The 13,880-nt window shown below is 32.8% G+C and carries 12 protein-coding genes; 8 read left to right on the top strand and 4 right to left on the bottom strand.

Translation table 11 applies throughout. The features are described 5' to 3' along the window. Positions 1 to 4 precede the first annotated feature (4 nt). Both cysM and epsC read right to left on the bottom strand, forming a co-directional pair. A complete protein-coding gene (cysM, locus tag UH7x_RS17295) occupies positions 5 to 889 on the bottom strand; it encodes a cysteine synthase CysM (RefSeq protein WP_482361174.1) in 885 nt (294 codons plus the stop codon). Then, on the bottom strand, positions 882 to 1,673 hold the full coding sequence (gene epsC / locus UH7x_RS17300) for a serine O-acetyltransferase EpsC (RefSeq protein WP_482361175.1): 792 nt from the start codon (positions 1,671 to 1,673) through the stop codon (positions 882 to 884). The genes cysM and epsC overlap by 8 nt, the downstream gene beginning before the upstream one ends. Positions 1,674 to 1,835: 162 nt before the next feature. Between epsC and UH7x_RS17305 the strand changes: the two genes are divergently transcribed. Further along, positions 1,836 to 2,516 (top strand): DUF2461 domain-containing protein, encoded by a 681-nt coding sequence (locus UH7x_RS17305; protein WP_482361176.1) that lies wholly within the window; start codon positions 1,836 to 1,838, stop codon positions 2,514 to 2,516. Here the strand turns inward: UH7x_RS17305 and UH7x_RS17310 are convergent. Next, the gene (locus UH7x_RS17310) at positions 2,508 to 2,918 is read right to left on the bottom strand and encodes a glyoxalase (RefSeq protein ID WP_482361177.1); all 411 of its coding nucleotides are present in this window, start codon (positions 2,916 to 2,918) and stop codon (positions 2,508 to 2,510) included. The two genes, UH7x_RS17305 and UH7x_RS17310, sit on opposite strands and share 9 nt — an antisense overlap. A 294-nt stretch (positions 2,919 to 3,212) precedes the next feature. Between UH7x_RS17310 and UH7x_RS17315 the strand changes: the two genes are divergently transcribed. After that, entirely contained in the window at positions 3,213 to 3,599 is a 387-nt protein-coding gene (locus UH7x_RS17315) for an acyl-CoA thioesterase (protein WP_482361178.1), read from the top strand. A 6-nt stretch (positions 3,600 to 3,605) separates the two neighbouring features. On the opposite strand, the gene UH7x_RS17320 is transcribed toward UH7x_RS17315, so the two are convergent. After that, positions 3,606 to 4,904, bottom strand: coding sequence for a dipeptidase (locus UH7x_RS17320; RefSeq protein WP_482361179.1), 1,299 nt, complete (start codon positions 4,902 to 4,904; stop codon positions 3,606 to 3,608). Positions 4,905 to 5,138: 234 nt separating this feature from the next. On the opposite strand from UH7x_RS17320, the gene UH7x_RS17325 reads away from it, so the two are divergent. The 6 genes from UH7x_RS17325 (at position 5,139) to UH7x_RS17350 (ending at position 13,675) form a co-directional block, all read left to right on the top strand. Further along, positions 5,139 to 6,863: an ATP-binding protein gene (locus UH7x_RS17325; RefSeq protein WP_482361180.1), complete on the top strand. Its 1,725-nt coding sequence runs from the start codon at positions 5,139 to 5,141 to the stop codon at positions 6,861 to 6,863. Continuing rightward, a complete protein-coding gene (locus tag UH7x_RS17330) occupies positions 6,864 to 7,253 on the top strand; it encodes a response regulator (RefSeq protein WP_482361181.1) in 390 nt (129 codons plus the stop codon). Positions 7,254 to 7,440: 187 nt separating this feature from the next. Beyond that, entirely contained in the window at positions 7,441 to 9,852 is a 2,412-nt protein-coding gene (locus UH7x_RS17335; protein ID WP_482361182.1) for a HEAT repeat domain-containing protein, read from the top strand. 70 nt (positions 9,853 to 9,922) lie between these two features. After that, the gene (locus UH7x_RS17340; RefSeq protein ID WP_482361183.1) at positions 9,923 to 11,296 is read left to right on the top strand and encodes a glycosyltransferase family 2 protein; all 1,374 of its coding nucleotides are present in this window, start codon (positions 9,923 to 9,925) and stop codon (positions 11,294 to 11,296) included. A gap of 2 nt (positions 11,297 to 11,298) precedes the next feature. After that, complete coding sequence (locus tag UH7x_RS17345; protein WP_482361184.1) at positions 11,299 to 12,426, top strand: tetratricopeptide repeat protein; 1,128 nt, start codon at positions 11,299 to 11,301, stop codon at positions 12,424 to 12,426. Beyond that, positions 12,419 to 13,675, top strand: coding sequence for a YaiO family outer membrane beta-barrel protein (locus UH7x_RS17350; protein WP_482361185.1), 1,257 nt, complete (start codon positions 12,419 to 12,421; stop codon positions 13,673 to 13,675). The genes UH7x_RS17345 and UH7x_RS17350 overlap by 8 nt, the downstream gene beginning before the upstream one ends. Positions 13,676 to 13,880 lie beyond the last annotated feature (205 nt).

Raw genomic sequence — 13,880 nt, forward strand, 5'->3', positions numbered from 1 at the left:
ATGATTAATCGAAAAGATTAGAAGATAAGTAACGATCACCACGGTCGCATATTATGGAAACGATAGTGCCACTTTCTAGTTTTTCAGCCAAACGCAAAGCAACTGTAGCAGCGCCACCACTACTCATCCCTGAAAATATACCCTCTTCAATAGCTAGTTTTTTTGCCATGGAAATTGCATCTTCACGACTCACTTCAAACACTTGATCTATTTTACTTTTATCAAATATTTTAGGTAAATATTCTTCAGGCCATTTTCTTATTCCAGGAATACTACTACCATCAGTTGGCTGAACCCCAACAATTTGTACTTTAGAATTTTGCTCCTTTAAATATGTAGAAGTCCCCATTATAGTACCCGTTGTACCCATAGCAGAAACAAAATGTGTGATTTCACCTTTGGTATCCTTCCATATCTCAGGCCCAGTAGTTTTATAATGCGCTTTCCAATTATTATCGTTGGCAAATTGATTAATCATCACATAGCCTTCCTCGGTAACTTTCTTTTCGGCATGATCTCTTGCACCTTCAATTCCTGTGTCTGCTGAAGTTAAGGTTACCTTTGCTCCATACGCACGCATCGTTTGTATGCGCTCTTTCGTAGCATTTTCAGGCATAACAAGTTCTATGTCTAAGCCGTAAATTCCAGCTATCATTGCTAATGCTATACCAGTATTTCCACTAGTTGCTTCAATTAGTTTACTGTTTTTGTTAATCGAACCATCTTCAAGTCCACCTTTAATCATATTTAGTGCAGCTCGATCCTTTACACTACCTCCAGGGTTATGACCTTCTAACTTAAATAACAGTCTAACATTAGGATTTGTATTTAAAACTTTTGATTCGACCAAGGGAGTATTTCCTATTAGGTCTAAAATAGAATTAGGCATTCGGAAGTGTTTTTATTTTTATTTCTGGTGTATGAAATACAGTTGAATGGGGTGGGACAGAGGCCGTAATCCATGCATTACCACCAATTATACTATTCTCCCCAATAACTGTCTCTCCACCTAAGATAGTGGCATTAGCGTAAATGGTTACATTATTTTCTATAGTTGGATGGCGTTTAGTTTTCTGTAAATGCTTGGCGACATATAGTCCACCTAAGGTGACACCTTGATAAATTTTCACATTATTTTTAATAATAGCGGTTTCACCAATAACAATACCGGTACCATGATCCACATGAAAAGAACTACCAATTGTGGCACCTGGATTTATATCTACCCCAGTTTGTCTGTGCGCATATTCAGTCATTAAACGTGGTACTAACGGAAAACCTTCTAAAAACAGCTCATGAGCCAATCTATAAATTGCAATGGCATAAAAACCAGGATAAGCCATATAAACCTCTTCAATTGATAAAGAAGCTGGGTCGCAGTTAACAGTAGCTTCAGCATCTAGATTAAGGCTTTCAAGAACTTCCGGTAGCTTTATCACATAATTATCCCATAATTTCTTACAAGGCTTATCCACTTCCCAACATGCTAACTGAACAAGTACATCAAATTCTTGTTCAAGTTTATCCAAATTCTCATCAACGGGCGTATCTATATCAAAGAGTGTATAAAAAAGGAGATTTGTAAAAGATTCAACCCTTTCTTTAAGTGCAAAACACAAATTTGGTTGTTTCTTATGTTTATTAATGCTATCAACTATTGACTGACGATTCATAATATTACTATTGTATTTCAAAATTAACCATTAATTCAAAACATATCTCTTGAAAAGGTTAACTTTAGCTTAAAGTAAACTTCTAATAAACGAAAATCGCTAAGATTTCTAAGTTTTTGGTGTGCTTGGCTATATTTCATTTAAATAATCATCTTTAGACGAATGAAGAACGACATCCTTACTTCCGACATATTTAACTTTTTAAAACAGCTAGAAAAGAACAACAATAGAGATTGGTTTGCGGAAAATAAAACAAATTTTAAAGTACATGAATCCAATTTTAAGGGGTTTATGAATGAATTAAAAGTTCGGTTATCTACGCATGATGATATAGAGAAAACTAAAGTTTTTAGAATTTATAGAGATGTTAGGTTTTCTAAAAATAAGACCCCCTACAAAACAAACTTAGCGGGATCTTTTAGTAGAAGTGGAGCTAAACTTAGAGGTGGTTATTATGTTCACCTTCAGTCTAATAAAAGTTTTATAGCCACTGGTTTTTGGCAGCCTAATAAAGAAGATTTATTCCGTATACGCAAAGAATTAGAAACAGATGCTGATGAGTTTAGAGAGGTTATATCCAATAAGAATTTAAAGAATTACTGGGGTGATGTAGTAGGTGATGAGCTAAAAACAGCACCAAAAGGTTTTGATAGAGAACATAAAGCAATTGACTTAATTCGAAAGAAACAGTACATTTTCACAAAACCTTTCTCTGATAAAGAGGTAACCTCAAAAGAATTTATTAATCAAATTGATGCATCATTTAAGTCCATAAGACCTTTTTTCGACTTAATGAGCGAAATTCTAACTACAAACCTGAACGGAGAGTCATTGCTAAAGTAAAACTTCTTTAGCTTCTAGTAGTTGCACTTGATCTTTTAAACGGTTTACCACCATATGCATCATTCGCTTATTTAGTTTAGAGGAATTTGTTATATAAAACTCATATTCTTCTTGGGTAAATTGACCAATTATCATTCCTTTTAGTGAATTTCTAAATTTGACATCCCGTTGTATTGCATTATCGATGAAAGTTAAACGCTTTTCAATTGATAATTGATAGAATGAATTTTTATGTTTTACGATATAATTTCGAAAGGCAGCAAGTAAAAGAAAGTTCTGTAGTTTAATGACCGGCCTAAGTGTGTTATTTTGAAAATGTTCTTCGGGCGACATGTCGTCAAACACTTTTATTTTGGCTATTTCTGGTCTTATTTTTAAAATATTTGTAGTCCGTTCATTCATTTTTACAAGAGTTTCTTAAAGATACAGGTTAAGCTATATGTGTTTACCACCAATACAGGCTAGTTTTCAACTAGGTTATGAACAAGATAAATATTTATTTTAAAATATTGAAAAATAACATTTTATAAAAAAAATTTAAAGTAATAGTTGAAGTTATTATTTGTAAAACATTTGTAATAACGGTATGTTTTTTTACTTTTTAATTAATCACACACAATTGAGTCGTACTTAAATATCGATTACCTTAAATTTGCGCATAAATAAATTCACGGGACATATTTAAAAAAAGAAGGCATGAGATTTCATACAAGAAAATGGGTAAAACCGGAAGATTTAAATGCAAATGGCACTTTATTTGGTGGTAAACTATTGGCATGGATAGATGAAGAAGCGGCCTTATATTGTATTGTTCAACTTGAAAACAAAAAAGTTGTAACGAAGTATATGTCCGAAATAAACTTCGTAAGTGCTCCAATACAGGGGGATATTGTGGAAATAGGTATAGAAATCGTAAAATTTGGCAGAACCTCCTTAACCTTGAAATCTGAAGTACGAAATATGATGACCCGTAAAACCGTAATAATGGTTGAAAATATCATTATGGTAAACTTGGGTATAGACGGCAAGCCTGCTGTACATGGTAAAACAGAAGTAGAATTTGTTAAGGATAGACTTTCTTAGTTGTCTCTAGCCTTGTATTTGCTTTGCAAGAGCCTGAACTTCATCCAAAACGCGTAATAAGTTACCACCCCAGAGCTTTTCAATTTCTTCTTTGGTATAGCCTCGCTTTACAAGTTCTAAGGTAACATTAAAGGTTTCAGACGCATCAGACCAACCATCAATACCACCGCCACCATCGAAGTCGGAACTGATACCCACATGGTTGATCCCTATTAGTTTCACCATATAATCGATGTGATTCACAAAATCAGCAACGTTAACTGCTGCAGGGACATCAGTTTTATTCTTAACTGCAGTTTTGCCGATACTCATTACATTTTGATAATTTTCTAAAAACGATTTTTGTTGAGCTTCTGTTAACGAACTATATTGTGATCGATCATACCAATCAATACCCAAGGAATCGGCCACTTGCTGATATACAGATTTCATATAATCTGCATGCTTATCATTCTTTTCGGTATTTAAATACGATGAAAATGCTACCGTTTGTACAACACCACCGTTTTCTTTCATTAATAATAATTGCTCATCATCAAGATTTCTGCTGTGATCACATAAAGCTCTTGCAGAAGAGTGTGATGCTATAATAGGTGCTTTTGATAAAGCAATCATTTGTTTCATAGATTTTTTTGAAGGGTGTGATACATCAATCATTATTCCTAACCTATTCATCTCTATTACAGCACTTTTACCCAAATTACTTAAACCATTATGTAACCACTCATCATTTTCTTCGCCAGTGTTAGAATCACAAAATTGACTATGTCCATTATGTGAAAGTGAGATATATCGTGCACCCAGTTTATGGTATTTTTCAATATTAGAAAGATTTTCACCAATCGGAAAAGCATTCTCTACCCCAATCATTGCAACTTTCTTGCCTTTTTTTATTAAGTCTTTAACATCTTTGGAGTTTAAAGCTAACCCAATTTTATCCGGAGCAATTTCTTCACAAAGTCTGTGAATAGCATTAAATTTGGCCATTGCATTCTCTTCAGCTTTTTTGTATCCTTTTTCATCCAAATCGCCCTGGCCGGTATAAACAATAAACCAAGCTACATCTAAACCACCTTCCTGCATTTTAGGAAGATTAATCTGAGTTTCCAGACGTTGTGTATAATTAATACTATCTGTAAAATTCTTAACATTTATGTCATCATGAGTATCAATTGTAATGACCTCATCGTGAATACGTTTTGCCCTTTCTTCGAGGCTTTCCTTCACCTCATTTGAACTAGATTTTGTTTTTTCATTACAAGAAATGATTAAAATCATACAGAAAAGTAGTACAGAATACCTCATAATAAATGGTTTAGACCTACAAATAAAGCCATTTGACAACAGAATGTAAAGGGTAGGTAACATTTAATTGTGATAAAAGTATTAAAAGGTGATTTTTGAGTAAACCAATCCCAGTAAACGTCAAGGTTTACATTAGGTGAGCGTCACCCAATCAAAATAATATTTTGATATTATTAAATATTAAAAATCAAGTCCCCCTTGAAAATCAACAACCTACTTTCACTCTTGGAGCGAATGGAATCTTTGCTCAGTGAATTCTCATTTGAAGAATTAAGCACTGAGGAAGCCGCGCATTTAAAAGAATCTTTTCAAACTTTTAAAACAGATTTACAGACAAAGGTTGATGATCCCACATTAATTATAAAGCCATCTAAAATTAAAATTTCGACTAAAAAGTCATCGAAAAACCAAACAAATGAAAGCAGCATAATTGCAAATGTTAGTCATGAAATTAGAACTCCGCTCAATGGTATAATTGGTTTTACTGATCTTTTAAAGGAAAGCCAACTCAATCCGAATCAGCTTATCAATGTTAATGCTATTCAAACTGCATCTAATTCGCTACTGGAATTAGTTAACGAATTACTCGAATATTCAAAACTGGCTTCTGGAAAAGAACAATTTCAAAAAATTGAATTCAATTTGTTTGGCTTAGTAAGAGATGTAATGTTTTTATGTAATACACTTATTGTAAATAAAAAAGTTGAACTTACTAGCAATATTAATGATGATGTACCTAAGGTCTTAATAGGCGACCCATCAAAGCTTACCCAAGTATTATTAAATATTATGGGGAATGCAATTAAATTCGTAGAGCAAGGCGAAGTTTCGTTGAATATTTCTTTGTCGAAATTGAAGAAAGGGAATGTTAATTTAGTTTTCAAAATAAAAGATAATGGCATTGGTATCTCCAAAGAGAAAATTGGCCAAATCTTTAAACCATATACGCAAGCTGATTCCGACACCTCCTATGAATACGGAGGAACCGGACTAGGTTTAAGTATTGTTAAGCAAATAATTGATCACCTAGGTGGATCAATTCATGTTAAAAGTAACCTAGGTAAAGGCACTACATTTAAATTTGTTATCCCTTTTTCCTCTGGGAAGAATAAGTTAATCCCAATTAAACCGGTAAAAACACAAAAGAACCTAAATGAATTAAAATCTATTTCGGGGCTTAATATATTGGTTTTTGAAGATAATGAGCTGAATAAGAGGTTGATAGAACAGCGTTTGAAGATTTGGAAATGTAATATGCATATTACCGAGAATGCAGAAGAGGGAATACATGTACTTGAAAATCAAATCATTGATGTAATTCTAATGGATTTGAGAATGCCCATTATGAATGGTTTTGAGATTACAAAACTCATTAGAAATAATAATAGTCAGCGAATTCGTCAAATTCCTATAATAGCTCTTACCGCAGATTACACCGTTCGAGATCAAGAAATGTGCAATGTTTATGGTATAAATGATTATTTATTAAAACCATTTAGTCCAGAGGAATTATTATCAAAAATTTTACAACATAAGAATCAGCCACTTACATCAGAGGAGAATAAGAAGCCACTAATAAAACAAGAAGGGGCAGTTTTTAATTCTACAGAACCTGTTAATCTTAACAATTTATATCAAGATAGTGGTGAGGACATGGAAGTATTATTAGATCTTGTTCGGTTATTTAAAAATAATGTAAGCGAATTTATTTTAAATGCTGAAGTACAAATTAGTGAGAAGGACAAAGATGGACTCTCATTTTCTGCTCATAAAATTAAGGCTGGAGTATTAATGGTCGAGGCCAATAGTCTAGCCAATACCATTTTAAGAATTCAGAATGAATGTAAAAATTCACCAGATTTTAAACATCTTGAATATTTACACTCGCGTTTTGTAACTGATTATAGAGAAGTTGACAAAGCGTTAGACGATGTCATTCGTAATTTAAAAAACAACTAAATGGCGAATCAAACACGCATTTTATTAGCTGAAGACGATGAGTTATTAGCTGCTTTGTTAAGACATCGTTTGGAGAAAGGTGGATATCAAGTAATTGTTAGTCGAGATGGTAAAGAAGTAAAAGAATATCTAAATCAATCGGTTCCTGAAATGATTATTTGTGATATCATGATGCCCTATTTCTCTGGTATGGAATTAATAGATTTTGTTCGTAATGAACTCAAATTAAATGTGCCAATTATCATTATTTCATCTGCAGGAAATGAAGAAAATGTTTTAAATGCATTTGAATTAGGCGCTAATGATTTTCTATCAAAACCTATAAGTCCCTCTGAGCTTTTAGTTCGGGTAGCCAAAGAATTGAAGAAAAACAAATTTGAAGCGAAGTAAAATAACATACTTTTTAAATCCACTTTTCGTATCACCAAAAATAGATACGGATTTGCTATGGATATTTACAATCACATTTGTTCTGCTATGTGTATTATATTTTGGTTTTATCTTCTTTTTTCGAAGCAAATTGTCACTCAGGTCTAATGTGGTTGAGAAGCGCAAAAAGGAGCTAACACCAATGATAGTGGAGTTTTTATTTCACGATGAAAGTTCAGACAAGCAAGAACAAACCGATTATGTGAATTTAAAAGTTGAGATACGTGAGTTAATAGAGAATACATTTAATAGAAAAGTCTTAATCGATATTCTAATGTACTTAAGAAAGGATCTTTCTGGCGCAACACTAAGCAAATTATTCAAGCTCTATCAAGAGCTTGGCTTGCATCATGATTCTTATAGGAAGCTAGATAGCTGGAAGTGGCAGAAAATTTCAAAAGGCATATTAGAACTTACTCAAATGAATGTTGAAGATTCGTATGTCTTCATTAAAAAATTCATTAACGACAAACGTTCTACAATCAGAAAACAAGCTGAAGTTGCCATTATTACCTTAAAAGAGGAGGGGTTAAATTATTTCTTGGACACTACAACTTATCGAATTTCGGAATGGCAACAACTTAAAATCTTAGAGGTTTTAATTAATAAGAAAAATTACCTGCCACCAAGTTTTAATCACTGGTTAATGTCAAAAAATAATGATGTAGTGCTTTTTGCACTTCGTTTGATGAAAAACTATAATCAGAATGATGGTAATGAAGCTTTAATTGAGTTATTAAAACATAAAAATTCAGATATAAAGATGGCGGCAATGTCTTGTATAAAAGAATTTCATGTAGTTGAAGCCTTGGAGAATTTAAAGCTAGTTTTTTGGAATAGTAAAATAGATGTGAAAATTGGTATTCTTGATGTTATAAGTTCGATTGGAGATAAAAATGAAATCAATTTTTTAGAATCAGTAGTTGCTAAAGAATCAAATTTCAATGTGAAGAGTAAATCATTGGCATGCATTAATATCATTGAGCCTATGAGTGTATTGCCTACAATTGACATACAAGCTGCGGGTGCCTTTTCAATTCCTAATAATTTACCTGTCGATACAAATGAAGATTTAATAGCAAGCAATAATGATACTAACATAAAAGGTGATAATATCAATTCTAATGAGCAATATGAGCCTAACGAAACCTCAATGCACACAAGCACAAAGTTGGATGATAAACCACCAATTGATTTTGATATTTCCGTAGAATCAAATTTAGATTTAAGTGGAACAAAAGAAATAAACGAAGCAATTGAATTAGAAGTGCATGATACAGAAATCAATAACAAAGAATCCCAAACCTTAGATGAATTTAATCTTGGGTTTTTGCCTTTTATAGTGTCTCAAAATTCCAACCTAGTATCACGATATAATCCAAATGAAAATTTAGAAATTACAAACGTTATTTCCGAAATAGAGGTCGATTTTGACGAACCTGAAAAGCTTCAACATCAATATTCACCACATGTTGAAATAGGTCAATTGGAATTATCTGAAAACAATTTAAGTGATTTTATTGCCGATTTCATACCAATAGTTATTCCAATTATAGAAAATAAAGCTAATACACCTCCAATATCCAAAGCTGTAAATCCAAATGAGTTAAATGTTGTTTATGTAGAATTAGGTTTAAATGCATCTGAGGCAAACAATTTAAATCAAAAGGCAGCAAAATACCTTACACAACAGAATTTTAATCAATTACCATCATCAATAAACAACATCGATATGAAAAACTTAAAAAATATTGAATGTGATGTAAATGAAGTAACAATCAATACTCCGGAATCTATTATTACTGAAACCTTAAATGATTTGGAAACTAGTCACAGTATGGTATCAGAAAATAAAGAAGAAAGGAGTGCTTTAGAATGGGTGTTAGATGAAAATGAGGCCCGTTTGGAAATGAAAGGTAAAATAAAATCAATTTTAAAGGAGCAAGATAAAACCGCATTTAAGCTACCTAGACCAATATTTTACACTGAACAACAAGCTAAAACAATGGCCTTGTTAGATGATATAGAAGCACTTGGCGATTCTCGAGAAGTCCCTTTTTTAAATGAACTATTGGCTGAAGAATCAGAGTTGACCATCTGTGAACGTATAGAATATTTAGCTGAAAAATTAAGAGACACCGAAGTTTTAAAGAGGGTGCCAATTAACCCTAGTAAGGATGGAATTAGTGTCTTTGAAAAATATTTTTTAGGATTAGACACACAATCCAAATTAATACTACTGACTGAAATTGCTGCAGTAGGCGATGAGAAAGACATTCCTTTTCTGAGGCGATTAATTGCTTCTTCTACAGATAAGGTAAGTAAAAAAGCAGAAAAATGTTTAAGGGAATTAATTCTGAAACTAAAAAACGAAAAAGAAACATTAGAAGCGGTTAAGGAAGTGAAAACTGACCTTGAAGACAATATTCAAAGCAAAGAATCAATAGTTGAAGATGCTGCACCAGCAGAGGAAATAATTAATCAGGTTAATAAGAAACCATTCAATGTATTTGATATTGATTTTGATATTGAGTTGGAAGATTTAAAAGATACCAAGTAAAAAATACTCTAGTATAATGGACGATGAGTTTCTAAGCATATTTCTCGATTACATGAACGTCGTTTTTTTGATGTTCACTATTGTCCTTTTTGGAGGATATATCGTGATGTGCTATTTAGCTACGAGAAACTCACTGCACTACAAGCATAAGAACAGTTTTGGTGATTTGTCTAAGGTGATGGCATCACCGCTTGCTCCAAGTATTACTATTATAGCACCGGCTTATAACGAAGGGCTTACTATTGTTGACAATATTAGGTCACTAATGTCACTACGCTATGTAGATTATGAGGTAATGGTTGTAAATGACGGTAGCAAAGATGATACGCTACAAAAGATGATTGATGCTTACGATTTAGTACAAATAGAACAAAAAATAGATCCGGACTGGAAATCAAAGCCAATACGTGGAGTTTATAAATCTAAACATCGTTCATTTTCAAAATTAACTGTGATTGATAAAGAAAATGGAGGAAAGTCAGATGCCTTAAATACCGGAATGCACCTTTCTACAAATCGTTATGTTGGTTGTATAGATGTGGATTGTTTGTTATTACCAGACGCATTATTACATGTAGTGAAATCTTTTTACCAACGTTCGGAAAAGCGGGTGATTGCAGTAGGTGGCGTAATTAGAGTGGCTAATTCATGTATAATAGAAGGAGGGCAATTAGAAGAAATAAAGTTACCGAAAAACTGGCTTGCAAAGTTTCAACTTTTAGAATACACAAGGTCATTTTTATTAGGAAGAATGGCTTGGGGACGTATAGATAGTTTACTGATAATATCTGGGGCATTTGGATTTTTCGATAGAGAGATTGCATTGGAAGTAGGAGGGTATGATACGAATACCGTTGGTGAGGATATGGAGATCATATTTAAGATGCGGCGCTATATGCATGAACAACGTTTAGCCTACACCATTGAATATATTCCTGATCCACTTTGCTGGACTGAGGTTCCAGAAGACCTAAAAATCTTAGTTAATCAACGTGATCGTTGGACACGAGGAAACTTAGAAACGTTACAAAAGCATAAAGCAATGTTTTTTAATCCTAAATATGGTCGATTAGGAATGATGAGCTACCCTTATTGGTTTTTTTACGAATGGTTAGCACCTTTATTAGAGTTTACAGGACTTCTTTGCATTTTCCTTTTCTGGTATTTAAACATTTTGAATTGGGAGTTCTTTTTTGCAATCACAGCAGCAGTGTGGACCTGTTCAATTATGGTTTCATTCTACGCGGTTTTATGGGAGGTTTATTCATACAATCAATACAAAAGAAAAGATGTGTTGACCCTATTATTATTTGCAATCATCGAACCGATAGTTTATCACCCTATCGTAACCTGGTCTGCAGTTCGTGGTAATTATAAAAAATTATTTAAAGTAAAATCTGGCTGGGGATCCCAAGTTCGTAAAGGTTTTGCTAAAGCAAGTTAAAGATGAATACGAGCAATATACCTAGATATAATTTAAAGCAGTACACGCGAGTGTTTATTGCCTTTTTTATGTCATTGGTTATACTTTCTATTTTTCAGTATACAACACTTTATTTTAAAGGAGTTGTAGATATCATATTGAGTGTTAGTTTTCTGCAAGCTATTGTGCATCATATTGGGTATACTTCTTTGGTCGCTTTAATTTTAGTGCCGATTTTTAATTTTTTTGAAAATTGGCGGCCAAAAGTTGGATTCAAAATAGTTTCTACTGTTTTAGTAATTCTACTTATTGTAGAAACATTGTTAATTGGATATTACTATACTAACTATGTACCGCTTGGATCAGATTTAGTTGGCAATGGTATAAATGCCATAATAAATTCAATTTCTAATTCTGGGGGTATTTCCTATTTTATAATAGTTCCTATTGTAATAATCACTATACTTTTTCATGGTATATATAGGATAACAAAAAAGGTCTATCATCATATTGGCAAAATGTATCCGTTTACCATTATTCTTTTTTCAATGTTCATCGCTACACTGTTTATTGATGGAAAACCGATTAATCTAAATAAAACCAACTATTTAGTCTCCCAGGTAATTACAAATTCTAAAATAGAAAAGCAAAGTGCATCCAGTGATTTTAACAATCAAGAAATCATTTGGATAAATAGTGTTTTTAATGGCGTTAATGTAGATAAGGCATACATAACTGCTAAAGGTTTGGCCTATGATGAAAAATATGACAGGGCTTTGTTATTGGGCAAGTATATCCTGTCAAAAGCACCAGATCATATTGATACTAAAATATTAATGGGTAGGGTTAATGCCTGGAGTGGTAAGTATACACAAGCTATAGAAATCTTAATGGATTGCGCAAAAACTAATTCCAATTACGCGGATATATATTCTGCTTTACTAGATGTTTGCTATTGGTCTAACAATAAGACTGCTACAAAAGAAGTTTTAGACTTAATCAAATATAATAATGTAAACACTACAGAACTAAAAACTAAAATTGAAAGGGCCGAAAATCTTCCAGAAAAGAAACTGGTGGAGAAAGATATCGAAAAGGATAAGAAACAAGATAAAGTTGATTTAGTATCAACAAAAATTAAAGATGAATAGACAAGTAATCATATTACTATTGCTGTTTATGGTGATTTTACCAATAAGTGCTCAAGAAGTTGCTTATAATGGTGATCCAGACCGCTCATACTACATTGCTCGCGACCTAGCATTTGGGGGTCAGCGGACTGTAGCTCGTGATTCATTAAATAAGATACTAACCAAATATCCTGATTATTCAGATGTAAGAAACTTATTGGCTAGTACCTACAGCTGGGATGGTAATTACGAAACGGCTAGAGCCCACTTTAATAGAATTACGTCGGAAGATAGACAGAATAAGGAAGCTTGGGTAGCAGCAATTAAAAATGAACTCTACGCAGATAACTATTATTTGGCGTACGGATTAAGTAGTAAGGCGCTACAATATCTTGAGAATGATGAAATAATAAAAGAATTACAAGGAAAAGCTTTGAGTGATTTAGAGAATGCTCAATCGAAAAAAGAACAAGAACTTATTGCCTCCAAAATTGCAATCCAAATAGATACTGTCGCTCCTAAAGAAGCTAAAAACAGGATTGGAATGGGCTTAGCTTTTGAAATGTTTGACGTGGTATTTGACCCAATGATATATAGTCATATTGAATATAGAAGAGAAACGCAGGCTGGCACAATAATTCCACGAATTAATTATAGTAATAGATTTGAAACTCATGGCATTCAATACGAAATAGATTTTTATCCCAAATTTTCTAAAAAGGCCTACGGTTATTTAAATTATGGTTATTCCAATTCACCAATATATCCCCTACATAGAGCTGGTGCTGAACTATATTTCAATTGGCCGAAAAATGTAGAGCTTTCGGTTGGTATGCGTCATTTAAGTTTTACAGGCTCTTCAGCTAACATAATTACCGGAAGTATTGGTTTGTATAAAGGTAACTACTTCTTTTCATTACGACCGTATATAACACCTATTACAAGTGATTCGCAAAGTAAAGTTGGTGTATCTGGAAGTTTACTCGCCCGAAAATATTTTAGAGACGGTGATAATTATTTGGGATTAAATGCTATTTATGGGTATTCGCCAGAATTGAAACAATTACGCAGTGATGATGTATTATTAGCAGAATCGCTACTTTATATAGAATCTCAACAATTGTTAATTGAATATCAATTTAGTTCTAAAAAAGATTCCAACAATATATACAAAAGCAATTTCGGTTTAACACGACAGGAGTTAGCTTTTGATAGTGGAAATTATTATTGGGCCATATCTGCTGGGCTTACTTGCCAAGTAAAATTCTAAGTGTGATCCGACAAAATGCAAAGAATTTCGATGAATTGCATTATCATATTTTACCGATAATCAAGTCTTCCATAAGAATTGAGGTTTTCACAACTAAAATCAAGAGGTTGACCACAAATAATTGTATCGATTGGACGTTCTTAATATGTTTACAAAAGCAAACAAAAAGAAACCCAAATCTTAATTGTTTAATCGAAACAAATAA

This window comes from Aurantibacter sp. UH7 (genome assembly GCF_056839165.1).